Here is a 15469-nt window from a genome sequence, read left to right on the forward strand (position 1 = left end):
CAAACATGATCTTGCGCCGCAATCTCACCAAAACTTTAATTTTTTCAGGTGACTAGAGAATTATTGGTCTACGTTTAGAAAGTAATACTCACAAAATTCGTATGACTTGGAGATTGCATGCACGACAAACTAACGGTGTTAATCGTCGATGATACCCCCGAAAATATTGAAGTGTTGGCCGGTGCTCTGAAAGATAAGTATCGAATCAAAGCGGCAAATAGCGGCAAACTAGCACTCAAAATTGCGCAAATGTTGCCAGCGCCTGATTTGATATTACTAGACATAATGATGCCAGAGATGGATGGTTATGAAGTGTGTGAAGCCTTAAAAAGTCAGCCAAATACCTCACATATACCCGTCATCTTTGTGACTGCGAAAATTTCGGCCGAAGATGAGATCCGAGGGTTGCAATTAGGGGCTGTGGATTACATTACCAAACCAATAACACCACTAGTGGCAATGCAAAGGGTGGCCACACATCTTGCTTTGGCCAATCAAAATCGCGAACTTGAGGTTCAAGTAAAACTGCAAACAGACGAGATCAATCAAGGTAAACTTGAGATGATTAAACGTTTGGGGCGAGCTGCTGAATACAAAGACAACGAAACAGGGATGCATGTCCTTAGAATGGCCAGCTACTGCCACCTGCTAGCGATTGAAAGTGGTATGAGCGAAAAAGAAGCCGATCTTCTCAGAGAAGCCGCTCCCATGCACGACATCGGCAAAATTGGTATACCTGATGGCATATTACTGAAAGAGGGTAAGCTGACCAATGAAGAGTGGTCGGTAATGATGACCCACGTAACGATAGGCGTAGATATTTTAGATGGCGACAGTAACTCTGAGCTGTTGGATATGGCCAAGACAGTGGCGCAAACCCATCACGAAAAATACAATGGAAAAGGTTATCCGCAAGGCTTGGTGGGCGAAGAGATCCCACTGATTGGTCGTATATCGGCAATAGCTGATGTATTCGATGCTCTTACCTCAACGCGTTCGTATAAAAAAGCGTGGACGGCAGATGAGGCATTCAGCCTTATTGAAAAGGAAAAAGGTGAACATTTTGACCCTGTATTGGCTGAAATGTTTCTTAAGCTTAGACCTCAGGTCCTGGAGATTATGCAAAAATTTGCGGACTAATTCGGGCACACTGTTCAGTCTACATCGAGTGCGTTAACGGACATTGTCCGTTGAATTATTTGGTTTATATAATCGATGTTGGGTGTGGCAAGGTATCGCCGCACCCAACTTTTTTTGGTATGTCAGATTGCTAAACGATAACGTTTTAACTATCTGCAACGCTCAGTGCAGAGTGTAAGCGGCTAGTGAACTGCTTTGTGCATCACATCGCCTAACTGGATGCTGGTTGCCAACTCGGGTTGCATCACCTTAAGTTCGGCTTCTTGGTCGTAAACTCGAGAGACTTTCAGCGTAATATTACTCGCGGTTACTTTGTTGCGAGGATTGCCCGCTTGATCAATGAATGCTCCTGTATGCCAAAGTGACAGCTCATCATCTACTTGCACTCCATGTATTCGCCCTAGATCTATTGTCACAGTGTCACCATAAACCTTGGTCACTTGAGGTAGAGTTATTTTGCACGATAACTCCGACTCTAAGTCGAGCATGATGTCGCGACTAACGCGCAGCAGCATTTCTCCGTAAGTAGAGCTCCAAAAGCGGCCGCTCGCCGTATCCACTAAACTGGTTTTAGCAAAGGGCCAGCGCGCAATTTCGCGGTAGTTTTTGCGAAACACTTCGTGACCGGTTTTGCCATCCAAAATACTTACATCTGCGGCAAATTGACGATTAATCACATCAGACGAGAGAAAGCTGCTTTCTATGGTGGCGGTGAGGTCGGTGATTTTTCCAGAAATTAAGTATTGAGCCGCATAATCCTGAGCTACCATGGTGACCATTGACGGATTGTTTTTACTTAATGGGTAGTTGGTGGTGCCAACCGACAAAAAGCTGAGTGACTGGTGGTCAATTTGCCTGTCGAGGACACGGCTAAAATCGTCACCCAATGAGTAAATTTGTCCCATCACGGCTTGCTGTGGGCTTTCGATATCAAAATTGCCGACCAGAAACGTCTTTTTGTATTGCCCCACTTGGCAACCATTTGCCGATGGGTAGATATCGAGGCGAACACGCAGCGTTTTTTTGCCGTTTCGAGTTCGCTCATCCACCACCTCAATAAACCGAATTTCGTGGTTAGTGAATTGATATTGTTCCCGGTCAACTTCCAAAAATTCGGTCAGCAAGCTGATGGTCCCTATATCTGCTCCCGCAAAGGCCATCGCTTGATAAATCGCATCGTTCAATGCGTGATATCGGGCTGTACTGTCAGACGCCACAACGGTTGCGCTGCCTTCGACTTCAAACCATTCGGCTTGCACTATCGGTGCAGTAACTAGCGTTATAAGGTGAACAAGGAACAATAATGCTCTCTTCATGATCTCTAAATCCGTTTTGGTATGGTTATTGCTAAGTTTCTAGCATCGGCAAAAATGATAATCACCAGAGCGTAAAAACAGAGCTTTTTATTTGACGCACAAATTTAAAAGCAAAGATTGTTCCAATGTCGAATTAGGAACCGTTCCAGTGGAGAGAGATGGACATGAATAAATGGATGGCAGTAAAGAAGTGGATGGTATTGCTGTTACCGATTTTAGTCGTTGGGTGTGGCTATTCGCCAATATACAACGGTAAAACGCCTTATCAAGGCTCACGCTTTATGTTGATGGATAACCCAAAACACACCTTAGACTTTTTCGTCGAATCGATGACTGAAGAATTAGTCACATCGAATACGGCAGTGTCTCAACGTACGCCCGTTGCTGTTGCGTCTTTTGTAGACCTTCAGGACATGGGCAGTGCGAGTTGGTTGGGCAACACTGTATCAGAGAGTTTTATACATCAGTTGCAACGCCGTGGGTTTCGAATTGTTGATTACAAAACAACTGGATCAATCAAAGTCACGCAACATGGCGACTTTGCGCTGAGCCGCGATTTGAAAGAGCTACAAGACAGCCACGAAGTTCAATACATTCTGACCGGCACAATGCTACGTCAAGAAGGTGGCGTTATGGTGAATGCTCGACTTGTAGGCATGAAGTCTCACGTAGTTGTAGCGTCAGCCCAAGGCTTCTTACCTTCAGATCGCATTGGCCGCGACCTAGATACGATGAACAGTGTACGTCAGCAAGACGGAGTGCTTATTCGCACTGACCCTAAGTACACTAACCCATATACTGTCGTGTTACGTCCATAGCAGGACACACAGATTGAGAGAGTCTGTAGGAGATCGAGATGAGAAATTGGATTTTTTGCCTAGTGGCTTTAGTACTGGTTGGGTGCCAACCGTTAAACGCTACTCGTCAAGGTGAAGTATTAACCGCAGTCGGTTATTCGAGTATTACTGACCAAAGCGGTCGTGATAGCCAAGAAAAGCAGATTAAAGCTATGCGCGCGTCCAAGTTAGATGCGTATCGCGAGTTGGCTGAGCAAATTTACGGTATGCGTATATCCGGTCGTTCGGATGTGCAGAATCAACGTTTGTACGATGAAGAGACCTTTGGTGCTGTTGATGGTGTTGTTCGCGGCGCTGAAGTCGTGAGAACTTACACCGTTGGCGATAGTTACGTTACTGAACTTCGTCTAGACATCAACAAAATGGACATGCTGCGCGACTACGGTGAAGTGCAACATGTGCCGGCGAAGCGTCAACAAACCTTATTTTAAGGCTTGATAGTTTAAGCTCTTTGAGAAAACCATTGCTGGAAAAAACAATGGTTTTTTATTTTTGATAGATAAGTTTTCGCGCTACAGTAAGTCCTTTACGTGAGTGTGGGATTAACCACAAAGTGGTAGCGAAATTTTATTTGCTAAGCGAAGGAATGACGACAGGTTTTACTCTCCATTCAAAAGATTGATTTTTGCTTTCGCACCGATTTTCTTTCCTATACTCAGCGGTTTATGTGGATTGAATAAATCGTAGTGGGGAAGTGTGCTTTGGCTCAGTAAAATTTGGTTGGTGTTTGCGTTTAGCGCGCCAGCCATACTCGTAACGGCGATCTTTTTGTTGAACCCTTTAGGGATCCAAGATGCGGCCGAGCAGCAATATCAAGATAACATCAATGCATTTCTTAGCCCTTTTTATCCGAAGGCAGGCAGTGTAGTGAGCGTGGTATTGCTGGACGAAAACTTTGTCAAAAAAAGAGACGGCTATCCACTCAGTTTTACTACGTTAAGAAACCTTCATAAAACGCTCGCGTCATTTGCTCCTGAATCTGTTTTTTACGACTTCTTAATCCATGAAGAGCATTCAAAAAACCTTGATCGGCTGACCAAAGAGTACCAGCGGCAAAACTTTCCCGTCGTGCTGTCCAGCAATAGCCACTATGACACTCAAGTCTTTACGGAACCCATTCGATTTCCAGCTAAATTCCCCATCCGCAATACACTGTTTGAGTCGACCTATGCCATTCTTGAACGGCAACAACTTTCCGATTATGCGTCGCCATTTGGTAGTGTTGTATGGAGTGGATACGGTGATTATTATCCCCTGGTGCTAGAGGAGCATGTTTCGCAATCAAATGAGAACCACGTCCCCAACTTATCTCAATCACCGGCGTGGTCGCTTTTCTCGATTCATTGCCATCTCAATCAAAAGCTGCACTCAAACAGCACACATAGCTTGTGCCAATCGACCACCAAACCAGACGACATACCCGCTCCAATGTTGATCCGTTGGAGTCACTCTTATCCAGACGATGCCAGTGAGCGTCAGCCGCTAGAAAGGGCTTTAGAAATAGGCAAGCTATTGGTTTTGCAAGGCTTATACAGTGAGCCTGAGTTCGACAAATTATTTAGGGTTACAACGCCACCGATTGAATACATCAAAGCCTCAGACTTATACAGTACAAGGTTGAGTCAGTCGCAACTCGAAGCAAAGCTAAGTCATCGAATTGTGTTAGTGGGTTATTTTCTGGGTAACGGACTCGACATCGCCGCAACACCATTACATGGCAGTTTACCCGGTGTTTTTCGACACGCCATGGCGTTAGACAACTTGATTCAGTTGGATAACAGATATTGGCACATGCCCATTGAAGATGTGGTTTTTGGTCTAGATATTAACGATCTGATCGAGCTATTGGTTAATGTTGGCTGCATCATCATTGTACTTTATGTGAGAGAAAAACAGCTCAAGTTTAGTACCGTCAAAGAGTGGGTCGTTGCACTAAACAGAATGCAAGCTGAAAACACAGAACAGATTGTGTCTGATACTCAATATTGTCGATTTCTCAAACAGCAGCACAAATACCTTGAGCTGAAAAGAAAGGACAATTTGCGATACATGCCTATGTTTGTGGTGCCGCTCGTGCTGATGGGTATTTCTATCTTTATTTCAGAGTCTATTTATGCCTTTGGCATTGCGAATTGGTACACCCTTCCGCTGATCTTTCTATTTTCAATTCCGGCCTTTATGTCCATCTTAATCAATGATCTTCGACTGAGAATGGTGGTTAGGCAACTTGCACATCAATCGGACAGGTTTGGTTTACAAGCTAGCTTCATTCATTTTGTGTGCAGATTAACGAACAAGGCGACATCTGCCCGATTAAAGAGGAATCAACCATGAAAAAACACCTTACACCATTCATTCTCTTGATGTTGATGGCTTCGTTGAGCTATGCACAGCCGCAGATCACAGACTTTCTACTCAATGAAATTGAGTTATGCGACATAGAGGATAACTGCATCGACGTTGCCAAAGAGCAGTTAGAAACGCCGATGAATGTGAAGGGGTATGATCCGCTGAATAATACCGTGGAAGTGGTTTATCAAAGCACCTCTTATTGGATCCACACCTCTGAGGTGACGCTTAATGAGCAGGCAAAGGCATCGAAAACCTGCGCCTTAGAAGGTGAGTCAGTAGACTCCAATGAGGTCTCTCAACCCAAAGATAAAACGACAAATAGTATGATGGGAGTAGGGGAACCATGTTAGTTAAGAAAAGTTACATCGGTTGGCTCGTGTCCTGTTTGGTATTGGCGTCGTGCAATACCAATAATGTCAAAACAGTCGAAGTCCCTCAGCAAGGTCGTTATTTCGATCAAGTCAGCTCGCGGATCATTACCGAGTCGCCGACTAATAGCGCCACAATGCGTATTGCGCCGGATAAGCACTTAATGGCAGAGCAGTCAGTTGACATTTATCTGTCCAGTATTGTCGAAAAGCTAATGACATCGGTACCAATGTACCAAGGAGAGACGCCAAAGGTCACCGTAACCATTGACGGCTCTTATTACGCTGCATCCTCTCCGACTGACATCGTATTATCAACTGGAGCAATATATGACGCAGAGTCCGTCGATGAGTTGGCCTATCTGTTGGCGCACGAGTTGTCACACATATTGCTAGCACACCACCAAACGAATCTCTATTTTCAAAAACAAGCCGCGTCTGTAAACAGTGCGGTGAATGTGGGGATCATGGTGAACAAATTTAGAGATGTGCGTTATCAAAAAGAGACCGGTCAATTCACGCAAACCCTAAGTCAGCAAAGTCAAAGCAACATTACTAAAGCCTACTTGTCGGGGCTTGCGATAAATCGATTGAGCCGAGACGTTATTAACTCGTCACTGAGTCGAGACGATGAAGCAGAAGCAGACTTATTGGCCATCGATTTAATGACAGCAGCAGGCTACAGCCCAGCAGTCGCAAAGGTCTCTTTGGAAAGGCTAGAATCGGCGCGAGTGCACACCGAGCAACAGTTGCAGGCTAAGCAAGATGACTTCAGTGGCTTTGTCGACGTTATTGCAAACAATGGAGGTAACTTACAAAAAAGTGAACTGGGTCAAGTTGGGTATTTGATAGCTAACCAAGCCGTTGCCAGTTTTTTAAATGACAATTCAGTTAATCATCCTGACGAACGCGCACGCATGACGGCGATAGCCGAATACTTAAAACGCGAATATCGAGAAGAACGTCGAAGGTCGTATCGCACCACCGAACTTGATCAGTTTAAGGAGGCAACGCCCCTGTTCGAGCGTTATTTTGAAGCTGAGATGGCGCTTGATGCGCTACTAAATGCCGATCTTAATACCGCTGAAAAGTTTGCCCGCCTGAGCATTGCTCAGCCTTCGGCAAAGGACAGTTACACCAGATACGTTTTCTCTATGGTTCGAGACAGTCAAAGTGAGTCTGATAAGGCCGTACAAAATCTAGACTTTATTGCTAGTTGGCAAAATCTCTCGGTGCAAGCTTTCCAAACTTCTGCCCAAATTTACAGAGTGAACCAACACTTTTTGCAGGCACAAAAGGTATTGCAACAGGGCATTGCCGCGATTGGGGATAAGGATGTATTTTATCCCGAGCTGATTGCTTTACAGAATGCGCAAGGCAATCACGCTGAAGCTGAACGCTTATTAGCAGAGTGTATAAATGTGGATGCCGAAAACATTGTCGCGCAATGCTATAACCAAGCAGGCTATGAACTACCACCACCGAAGGACGAAGTAGAACAAGCGTTGGATAATATCAATGCTGTGTTTTCTTTGTTTGATTGAATCGATTTGTATTCAAGGAATATTGTCAGCTACCCCTTTGGATAGCTGACAATATTATGGAAAATGACACTCTGCGTGACAGCCTCATAACCGTGCGGCTGGTCTGCAAAAAACCGAATACTTTCCCCTTCGGTGAGCGTATGCCAAGTGTCATTAAACATTAGCTTGAGCTTGCCACTTATGACATGTACATGCTCAATTACCCCAACCTGATGCGGCGATGACAGTTGTTGGTGTTGGTGGGTTAGGGTAATTTCAAATACTTCTATATTGGTGTCTGATTGAAAAGGAAATAGCGTATTTACCTGCATATGTGCATCGCTAGGAAAGGTTTTTTCACTTTGCTGCAATTGCGGGTCGTTGCTAAAAAAAGCGGAAAACGAACTGTCTAGGCCGCTGCTGATTTTCCATAGCGTAGCGATCGTAGGACTTGATTCTCTACGTTCTATTTGGCCCAGCATCGCTTTGGATACACCGGTAAGCTGTGCTGTGGCATCCAAACTTAATCCACGCTTTTTTCTAAGATTTTTCAGCTGGTTGGATATCTCAGCCTTAAATTTGGCATCTTTCATTGAACGTCCTTGCTTGTGCGCTAAAGCGCACGGTGCTATTGTTGGTGCGTAATAACGCACAACAAGTTTACCATAAACATTAAGGCAATCATGGATGAATAAGCTGTTTAATGTGAGTCATATTACTGCAGGATTTACTGCTGTTTTGGTTGGTTATACCAGCTCTGTGGTTATCGTCATTCAAGCCGCCACGACACTGGGGGCCACCCCAAGTCAAATTGAAAGCTGGTTGCTTGCGTTAGGCGTAGTGATGGGAATAACCTCGATGACTTTTTCGTGGTTTCTTAAAACGCCAATACTTACCGCTTGGTCAACACCGGGAGCGGCTATTTTGGCCAGTGGCAGTTATTTTTATGATCTACAAAGCATTATTGGCGCATTTATGGTGTCGGGCTTGTTGATTGTGCTTACCGGGTTGATTAAGCCTTTGAACAACCTCATCAAAGCGGTACCGGCTTCCCTTGCGAGCGCAATGTTAGCTGCCATTGTGCTGCCTATTTGCTTAGCGGCCTTTGGTACTTTATCGAGTACTCCTGTGCTATTTGTTGTGATGTTTCTCGCGTATATCATCACAAAAAAACTGGCTCCACGATACACAATGTTGGTGGTGCTGGTCGTCGGTGTTCTAGCGACGTTAATCAGCAGCCAAGAGGCCCTGTTGCCCAGTACTTTTGATATGGCTCAGCCCGATTGGATCGCCCCTCAATGGAATATCGCTGCGATCATCAACATTGCATTGCCTTTGTACTTAGTCACCATGTTGTCGCAAAACCTTCCAGGCATCGCGATGTTAAAAAGCCATAACTACGATGTTCCGGTCAGTTCGATTTTGCTTGGGACAGGGCTATTTAACCTATTATTTGCCCCGTTGGGCGCATTTAGCGTCAACTTGGCTGCTATTTCGGCGGCGATCTGCATGAACAAAGACGTTGATTCCGATCGGACGCAACGGTATCGAGCTGCTATGTGGGCAGGGGTGTTTTATTTATTGGCTGGGGTATTTGCTACTAGTGTTGTGGCACTTTTTCTTTCGCTGCCGAGTGAAGTCTCAAAAATCTTGGCCGGATTTGCCTTGTTAGGGACATTACTGATGTGTCTGCAATCTGCTTTTAGCATCGAGGGCAATCAAGAGTCAGCGCTAATTACGTTTTTAGTGACGTTATCTGGCATTACTTTGCTAGGAATCAGTTCGACATTGTGGGGATTAGTGTTTGGCTTTGTATATTGGCGAGTAATGCGCATTCGCGAGCAGCATCCACAAACCAAGCCGTAATTGGATTAAGCTTTGACTTTCGTCCCTAACGTGGAGGAGGTGTGAGTTAATCCGCCAGAATTGTAGGTCATGCCAATTTTTCCGTGGCTTTGCTGCAACAAATTGTTCAACTTTGTGTAGCTGACATTAGCACGTTGCAATGCCTCACCGTTAAGTTGGTTAAGAGTTTGACACTCTTGCATAATGTTTCGAACGGTAGAGACTTGGGCATCAAATGCGTCAGATTGTGATAACTGTTCGAGATCTGGGTGTGCGGCAATACGCTGATCGGTAGTCTGGATTTGTGTAACCAGTTGGGATTTTTTTTGCGCGATCGACTCAATCTCCGCAGAGTTTCTAGCGGTGATCGCGTGTAGTTCGAGTTGTAAAACTTCTAGGAGGTCACGGGTATTTTTAACCTGAAACTCCAGCAAATCGTTTAAAGCAGCCATTTTCTCTCAAATTGACTGACTAATGGGCGGTTAAATATCAGTCAGCTCTTGTTCAAACTTTAAAATATTAGTCGCCAGTTGTTCTGCGTCGACAACGTATGATCCGTTCGCAATGGCTTCTTTAATAGACGCCACTTTTGCAGCATCAAAGGTAGGCTCAGCAGCCATCTGTTGCTGCATTTGATTAATGGCTCTACCTTGGTCGCTCACAGATACGGAATCTGAACGAACTGTGCTTTCGCTTTTGGCAGTGTTCGTGGTTTGACCGCTCGATTCCGCTTTTGAGTTACGGGCTGTCGAATAGGTCTGTCCAGCTCTGATTTGGTCTATACCGGGCATAACATACCCCTTTTGGTTACGTAAATAGTGTCAGTACTAGCCATATCGACCAGTTGAGGAGGTTCTTTAGCACTATTACGGATCTTTTTTTAAAACCGCACCGTCACTTCACCGACGCCGCTTACCGTAGCGTCAATTATACGTTGAGATTTACTATTTTTCACCTTTACTTGCTCACCTACCGAACCATCACGCATCGCTTCTCCTCGCGTAGTAATCGTCATTTCTCCCATATTGGCATTAATGACTACCGTATCGCCTCGACACACTGCGCACACATCTTTACGTTCAATCACTTGACCAACTCGCAGCGCTCGCTTGGATTTTGAACCTACAATGGCCTCAAATGAATAGAACCCTTGTCGACGATAAGCTCGTTGTTCAATGGACTCAATGGCCAAATCATTGGCGGTAATAAGCTGCCCACGAGCAATCGGCAGCTTTGTTATTACTAAAGGAACGGTAATGGTTGAGCGCACTGGCACATAGACTTGCCAGCCTTCTTCCGGGCATTTGACTAACACCGTGACTCCGCTGGATTTAGCCGAACCAGAGGTACTGAGATCATACCCACTGTCGCATGTACTCACTTTGAGCCTCGAGTCTATATGAGCCGCTTCTAAAACGATGTCGCCAAAATCGGGAACGGTAACAACTGTGCGAGCGTACTCTTCCGCAGCCTGCTGAACACGCTCTGTGTCACTTAATGCAACATTATCTGTTTGGGCGGCACAAAAAAGACTAAAGACAAGCGTGACAGTGCCGATAAGCTTGGTAACGATGGAAGTCACTTTTCTATTTTGATAGGTCATACGTCATATTATCGTAGAAATCGCTCATGTTTACAGTATATAATACGTTAAATATTTAGGGCAAAGTGGATTCCCCACAAGACTACCATGAACCGCATGGAAATTATTGACATGGAGAGGAGCCAATGACGGGTATTTTAGATTCGGTGAATCAGCGCACACAATTAGTGGGACAAAACCGCCTAGAATTGCTGACATTTAGATTGATGGGACGCCAGAGGTACGGCATCAACGTATTTAAGGTGAAAGAAGTTCTGCAATGCCCAAAACTCACCTCGATGCCAAATTTGCACCCTCTCGTTAAAGGGGTTGCACACATCCGTGGTAATACGATTTCGGTTATCGATCTGAGTAAAGCTATTGGTGGGCGACCAACGCAAGACATCGAAAAATGTTTTGTGGTGATCTCTGAGTTCAACCGTACCACTCAAGGTTTCTTGGTCAGCTCGGTTGAGCGAATCATCAACATGCATTGGGAGTCAATCTTGCCACCTCCACAAGGTGCAGGTAAGGCGAACTACTTAACGGCCGTGACCAACATTGACAATGAACTTGTCGAGATCTTGGATGTAGAGAAAATCTTGGCCGAAATCTCACCACCAGCCGAAGAGATGGACTCGAGAATTGCCGAAGAAATAACGCAGCAAGAACAAGCCAGTGAAAAAGAAATTGTGCGCCGTATTCTGATTGCCGATGACTCTACGGTTGCGAGAAAGCAAGTGCAGCGTGCTATTGAAGCTTTAGGCTTTGAAGCCGTTGCGGTAAAAGATGGACGTGAAGCCCGCGACAAGCTGGAAGAAATGGCGGAGCAAGGTAGTATCTACGATCAAATATCGCTGGTTATTTCCGATATTGAGATGCCAGAGATGGATGGATACACGCTCACCGCAGAAATTCGTCGAAATCCCGCACTGAAAGATTTACATGTTATCCTACACACATCACTAAGCGGTGTGTTTAACCAAGCGATGGTTGAGCGCGTCGGAGCAAACGAATTTATTGCTAAGTTCAACCCAGAAGAGTTGGGTGCAGCAGTGAAGAACGCAGTTATATAATATAGGTAGTCGATGAGTGTAATCACCATAAACGAACAAGGTTATCGAGAGTTTTGCCGCTTTCTAGAAGCACAATGTGGCATTGTCTTAGGTGACAGTAAGCAATATTTAGTTCGAAGCCGATTGAGTCCACTCGTCAATAAGTTTGGATCAGCCTCTCTAGATGCCCTTCTTAAAGAGGTGATCACAGGCCGCAACCGTGAGTTGCGATTAGCAGCAGTAGATGCGATGACCACCAACGAAACTTTATGGTTCCGGGACGGTTATCCTTATACGGTATTGGCTGAACGTATATTACCTGAACTTGCAGAAAGAAAACGACCAATCAAAATTTGGTCGGCTGCCAGTTCGTCAGGCCAAGAGCCGTACTCTATGGCAATGACGGTTTCCGAGATACAAGCAAAGCGTCCTGGATTTTTACCTAATGTGTCGATTATAGGTACCGACATCTCAAGCAGCATGCTTGAACAGTGTAAAGCTGGCGTTTATGACAACCTTGCCCTAGGACGAGGTTTGTCGCCTGAGCGAAAGCGTGCTTTTTTTGAACCCGCAGAAGGCGGACGAATGAAAATAAAGGATTCGGTAAAACGGATCGTTTCATTCCGCCAACAAAATCTTATGGAAAACTATACCCTTTTGGGCAAGTTTGACGTGGTATTTTGTCGAAATGTACTGATTTACTTCTCACCAGAGATGAAATCAAAAGTGCTCAATCAAATTGCCAACAGTCTTAACCCTGGGGGCTACTTGTTGCTTGGCGCTTCTGAGTCTTTGACTGGCCTTACAGATAGGTTTGAGATGGTGCGCTGCAATCCGGGTATTATCTACAAGCTTAAATAAGCTCATAGCCAAATACTGAAAACCCTGCTAATGCAGGGTTTTTCGTTTATGGGGTCAGAGTCGAGTCTGGTCCCTAATTAGCGCGATAGTGAGACCCAAAAGAGCGCCGTACAAATGCGCTTCAAACGCTATTGGTGCGTCAATCAACGTTTGCGTTGGTGACTCGGGGTTAAATAGCGTTTCGTATCCTACTTTTAACACCAGTCCGCCAACAAGCAACCAACTACTTCGCCGTCCATTAAGCGCTTCTCTGAGAGCAAACCATCCAAATAACCCATGCAAAACACCCGACAGCCCCGCGTATTGCTGATAATCACTGTTGATCAAACAAAAACCAACCAGTGGGGTCAGAGTCAATGTAGCAATTAGGTAGGTGCGAGCGGGTGGGGTAAAGATGAGTGCAATAAATACAAAGCCTGCCGCATTCATAAAGAAGTGATTCCAATTGGTGTGCAGCCAATTGCCTGTTACTATTCGCCAGTATTCTCCGTTGCTAATAGCCAATCTGTCCCAGACTAATAGGGGCTCTAGGTGCATGGCCTGTATAAGGGCAAGCAGCAATGTCACAACGAGTAACAGTAAGTAAAGAGCGCGATGTCCCGATATTGTGAACAATGTGGTAAGACCCAGTATTTGTGTATTTGTCAGCAAAGTATGCGGCAATCGCACCGCATTAAGATCATCATCCTGCAACACCCAGATGAAGTCAAACGCCCGCTTTCTACAGCGATAATTGCTAAGCAAAATTTGCAATTTTGCGACATTTTGGTAGGGGAAGATTTTAGCTTGGATCCTCACCTCACTCAGCTCCTTGAGCACTACAAGGGCAAGATTGGTGTTCTCTTCCCGACCGAAGGGTCAGGTCTTATCGATACGATGAGCAGTGGCGCACAGCAGCCTCTAGACGCGATGATAATTATTGATGGGACTTGGCGCAAAGCCTATAAAATGTGGCAGTTGACTCAGACTCTACATGAGTTGCCACAGTACCATTTACCCGAATCCCTAAAAGGCAATTACCGCTTGCGAAAAGCGCCATCCGACAACGCGCTGTCGACGGTTGAGTCTATTGCCGCGCTACTAGCGATTGCTGAAGACAATCAACAGGCCAGCCAGCAGTTACATAACGTCTTTGACCAGATGATTGAGCGTCAAATGGCGCGCATACCTGATGAGGTCAAAGCGCGCAACTACCGCAATTAGTAAGAGGAAGAAAACAGCTGCGAGTGCAGTTTTTGTGCGTAGCCGTCGGTCATAGCAGAGATGTAGTCGCAAATCACTCTCATCCCGTCGCCAGCGCTGTGATGCGAAACCAACTGCCAACGCATACGTGTTGCGTCCGGTAATAGGCGTTCTGGATCGGTAATTAACGCTTCGGAAAGCTCCAGCAAGATTTGCTGACCACGATACTCAATAATTTGCACCTCAGGAACCTGAATCACAAATTGACTCACAAATTGTTTAAACACCGTCAATGCATTCATCAGTGGCTCGCTCAACTTTGCGTTTAGCCTAAGCAGTGGATGATCAAACTCTGGTTGTTCGACAATGTAGGCACTGGTTAATAGTGCGTTGACGATCCCTCCAATGGCGTCTTTTCTAAGGTAATGTTCACCAGAAAATAGCTGCTCACTCAATTGACCTATGTTTTGTTCAAACCATGGATCGCCACATTCCGCTAGCCGGCTGGCACCACTTTCCATCCATTGGTGCTTATGGACTTTACCAAGGACAATCGCATCTTCTAGATCGTGTACGCCGTAGGCAATGTCGTCCGCCAGTTCCATAATCGAGCAGTCTAGTGATTTAAAACGAGTTTTACTGTGTGCCGCGGGCCCTGGTGCTGGAAGGCGTTGGCTAATGCGCGTTTGATCGCTGTTTGATAGAGGCTCTAAAACCCACTCCCAATCAAGGTGGTCACAATCGTAGATCCCTTTCGCAGGTGCCCAGTCTGCGGCTTTGAGCTGACGAGGATTGTCGATTTCCTTAGTTGGTTGCTGCTTTTGCACCTCGTTTAATAAGCTTGGGTATTTCACCAGACCAAGGACGCTGCGCCGAGATAAGTTCATACCGTTAGATTTGGTATAAGGCTCAAGGTGATTCACAATGCGAAACGTCTGCGCATTACCTTCAAACCCACCGTGATGGCGCATCATATAGTTCAACGCTATTTCACCCCCATGTCCAAATGGGGGATGGCCAATATCGTGGGCTAAGCAAAGCGCTTCAATTAGACTGTCTGAGGTTAGCCACTGAGCATGCTCGGGGTGTTTGGATTGCAGCTGGGCTAAAATACCAGAGCCTATTTGCGCCGCCTCTAAAGAGTGCGTTAATCGGGTTCGATGAAAGTCGTGGCTGCCCGCACCATGAACTTGAGTTTTTGCTTGTAAGCGTCGAAAAGCGGCTGAGTGCAATACACGAGCGCGATCCCGTTGGTATGGGTCACGGTGATCATTTTGTCGTGTTTTCTGCTCTTGATTTTGGCGTTGCGTCCATGCCAGTTGATCTTGAAATAGCTTAGATTTTTGCATGTCCGTAGGCTGCATAAGCACTCCTTGTGCCGCGTAATG

General features: G+C 45.5%; 16 protein-coding genes and 1 pseudogene. 10 read left to right on the plus strand and 7 right to left on the minus strand.

The window, feature by feature from the left end:
* Positions 1–117: 117 nt before the first annotated feature.
* Positions 118–1140 (plus strand): HD-GYP domain-containing protein, encoded by a 1023-nt coding sequence (locus JQC93_RS09410; protein ID WP_205158194.1) that lies wholly within the window; start codon positions 118–120, stop codon positions 1138–1140.
* A gap of 182 nt (positions 1141–1322) precedes the next feature.
* Here JQC93_RS09410 and JQC93_RS09415 read toward each other — a convergent pair whose 3' ends face one another.
* Complete coding sequence (locus tag JQC93_RS09415) at positions 1323–2456, minus strand: flagellar assembly protein FlgT (protein WP_205158195.1); 1134 nt, start codon at positions 2454–2456, stop codon at positions 1323–1325.
* 176 nt (positions 2457–2632) lie between these two features.
* Here JQC93_RS09415 and JQC93_RS09420 point away from each other — a divergent pair, with 176 nt between their 5' ends.
* The 5 genes from JQC93_RS09420 to JQC93_RS09440 all read left to right on the plus strand — a co-directional run bounded on the left by JQC93_RS09420 (position 2633) and on the right by JQC93_RS09440 (position 7577).
* Positions 2633–3274, plus strand: a complete 642-nt coding sequence (locus JQC93_RS09420; RefSeq protein WP_205158451.1) for a FlgO family outer membrane protein — start codon at positions 2633–2635, stop codon at positions 3272–3274.
* Between the two features lie 38 nt (positions 3275–3312).
* On the plus strand, positions 3313–3744 hold the full coding sequence (locus JQC93_RS09425) for an LPP20 family lipoprotein (protein ID WP_084886044.1): 432 nt from the start codon (positions 3313–3315) through the stop codon (positions 3742–3744).
* A gap of 292 nt (positions 3745–4036) precedes the next feature.
* Complete coding sequence (locus tag JQC93_RS09430; protein ID WP_328834513.1) at positions 4037–5647, plus strand: CHASE2 domain-containing protein; 1611 nt, start codon at positions 4037–4039, stop codon at positions 5645–5647.
* Entirely contained in the window at positions 5644–6015 is a 372-nt protein-coding gene (locus JQC93_RS09435) for a hypothetical protein (RefSeq protein WP_205158197.1), read from the plus strand. The genes JQC93_RS09430 and JQC93_RS09435 overlap by 4 nt, the downstream gene beginning before the upstream one ends.
* Positions 6009–7577, plus strand: coding sequence for a M48 family metalloprotease (locus JQC93_RS09440; RefSeq protein ID WP_205158198.1), 1569 nt, complete (start codon positions 6009–6011; stop codon positions 7575–7577). The genes JQC93_RS09435 and JQC93_RS09440 overlap by 7 nt, the downstream gene beginning before the upstream one ends.
* A 29-nt stretch (positions 7578–7606) precedes the next feature.
* Here JQC93_RS09440 and JQC93_RS09445 read toward each other — a convergent pair whose 3' ends face one another.
* Positions 7607–8149: a helix-turn-helix domain-containing protein gene (locus tag JQC93_RS09445; RefSeq protein WP_205158199.1), complete on the minus strand. Its 543-nt coding sequence runs from the start codon at positions 8147–8149 to the stop codon at positions 7607–7609.
* Positions 8150–8237: 88 nt separating this feature from the next.
* Here JQC93_RS09445 and JQC93_RS09450 point away from each other — a divergent pair.
* A pseudogene (locus tag JQC93_RS09450) lies at positions 8238–9422 on the plus strand (benzoate/H(+) symporter BenE family transporter); the annotation flags it as partial.
* A gap of 5 nt (positions 9423–9427) precedes the next feature.
* Here the strand turns inward: JQC93_RS09450 and JQC93_RS09455 are convergent.
* The 3 genes from JQC93_RS09455 to flgA form a co-directional block, all read right to left on the minus strand.
* Complete coding sequence (locus JQC93_RS09455) at positions 9428–9853, minus strand: flagella synthesis protein FlgN (protein WP_205158201.1); 426 nt, start codon at positions 9851–9853, stop codon at positions 9428–9430.
* 30 nt (positions 9854–9883) lie between these two features.
* On the minus strand, positions 9884–10192 hold the full coding sequence (gene flgM / locus JQC93_RS09460) for a flagellar biosynthesis anti-sigma factor FlgM (protein WP_205158202.1): 309 nt from the start codon (positions 10190–10192) through the stop codon (positions 9884–9886).
* Positions 10193–10281: 89 nt separating this feature from the next.
* Entirely contained in the window at positions 10282–11004 is a 723-nt protein-coding gene (flgA, locus tag JQC93_RS09465) for a flagellar basal body P-ring formation chaperone FlgA (RefSeq protein WP_205158203.1), read from the minus strand.
* A 125-nt stretch (positions 11005–11129) separates the two neighbouring features.
* On the opposite strand from flgA, the gene JQC93_RS09470 reads away from it, so the two are divergent.
* Both JQC93_RS09470 and JQC93_RS09475 read left to right on the plus strand, forming a co-directional pair.
* Entirely contained in the window at positions 11130–12059 is a 930-nt protein-coding gene (locus JQC93_RS09470; RefSeq protein ID WP_205158204.1) for a chemotaxis protein CheV, read from the plus strand.
* 12 nt (positions 12060–12071) lie between these two features.
* Positions 12072–12899: a CheR family methyltransferase gene (locus tag JQC93_RS09475; RefSeq protein WP_205158205.1), complete on the plus strand. Its 828-nt coding sequence runs from the start codon at positions 12072–12074 to the stop codon at positions 12897–12899.
* Between the two features lie 54 nt (positions 12900–12953).
* Here the strand turns inward: JQC93_RS09475 and rrtA are convergent, their stop codons facing one another.
* A complete protein-coding gene (gene rrtA / locus JQC93_RS09480; protein ID WP_236009451.1) occupies positions 12954–13514 on the minus strand; it encodes a rhombosortase in 561 nt (186 codons plus the stop codon).
* Here rrtA and JQC93_RS09485 point away from each other — a divergent pair.
* Positions 13494–14102 carry a tRNA-uridine aminocarboxypropyltransferase gene (locus tag JQC93_RS09485; RefSeq protein ID WP_205158206.1) on the plus strand — a complete coding sequence of 203 codons (609 nt, stop codon included), beginning with the start codon at positions 13494–13496 and terminating at the stop codon, positions 14100–14102. The two genes, rrtA and JQC93_RS09485, sit on opposite strands and share 21 nt — an antisense overlap.
* On the opposite strand, the gene JQC93_RS09490 is transcribed toward JQC93_RS09485, so the two are convergent.
* The gene (locus JQC93_RS09490; RefSeq protein WP_236009453.1) at positions 14099–15445 is read right to left on the minus strand and encodes an anti-phage deoxyguanosine triphosphatase; all 1347 of its coding nucleotides are present in this window, start codon (positions 15443–15445) and stop codon (positions 14099–14101) included. The genes JQC93_RS09485 and JQC93_RS09490 overlap by 4 nt on opposite strands.
* Between the last annotated feature and the right edge of the window lie 24 nt (positions 15446–15469).

The organism is Vibrio ulleungensis (genome assembly GCF_016900875.1).
Classification (GTDB): domain Bacteria; phylum Pseudomonadota; class Gammaproteobacteria; order Enterobacterales; family Vibrionaceae; genus Vibrio; species Vibrio ulleungensis.

Bases quoted from the DNA above. Each gene is read 5' to 3' on its own strand.
- flgM (WP_205158202.1), bottom strand. From the start codon at position 10,192: ATGCCCGGTATAGACCAAATCAGAGCTGGACAGACCTATTCGACAGCC.
- flgA (WP_205158203.1), bottom strand. From the start codon at position 11,004: ATGACCTATCAAAATAGAAAAGTGACTTCCATCGTTACCAAGCTTATC.
- JQC93_RS09455 (WP_205158201.1), bottom strand. From the start codon at position 9,853: ATGGCTGCTTTAAACGATTTGCTGGAGTTTCAGGTTAAAAATACCCGT.
- JQC93_RS09415 (WP_205158195.1), bottom strand. From the start codon at position 2,456: ATGAAGAGAGCATTATTGTTCCTTGTTCACCTTATAACGCTAGTTACT.
- JQC93_RS09425 (WP_084886044.1), top strand. From the start codon at position 3,313: ATGAGAAATTGGATTTTTTGCCTAGTGGCTTTAGTACTGGTTGGGTGC.
- JQC93_RS09410 (WP_205158194.1), top strand. From the start codon at position 118: ATGCACGACAAACTAACGGTGTTAATCGTCGATGATACCCCCGAAAAT.
- JQC93_RS09470 (WP_205158204.1), top strand. From the start codon at position 11,130: ATGACGGGTATTTTAGATTCGGTGAATCAGCGCACACAATTAGTGGGA.
- JQC93_RS09420 (WP_205158451.1), top strand. From the start codon at position 2,633: ATGGCAGTAAAGAAGTGGATGGTATTGCTGTTACCGATTTTAGTCGTT.
- JQC93_RS09485 (WP_205158206.1), top strand. From the start codon at position 13,494: ATGTCCCGATATTGTGAACAATGTGGTAAGACCCAGTATTTGTGTATT.
- JQC93_RS09440 (WP_205158198.1), top strand. From the start codon at position 6,009: ATGTTAGTTAAGAAAAGTTACATCGGTTGGCTCGTGTCCTGTTTGGTA.
- JQC93_RS09445 (WP_205158199.1), bottom strand. From the start codon at position 8,149: ATGAAAGATGCCAAATTTAAGGCTGAGATATCCAACCAGCTGAAAAAT.
- JQC93_RS09490 (WP_236009453.1), bottom strand. From the start codon at position 15,445: ATGCAGCCTACGGACATGCAAAAATCTAAGCTATTTCAAGATCAACTG.
- JQC93_RS09435 (WP_205158197.1), top strand. From the start codon at position 5,644: ATGAAAAAACACCTTACACCATTCATTCTCTTGATGTTGATGGCTTCG.
- JQC93_RS09475 (WP_205158205.1), top strand. From the start codon at position 12,072: ATGAGTGTAATCACCATAAACGAACAAGGTTATCGAGAGTTTTGCCGC.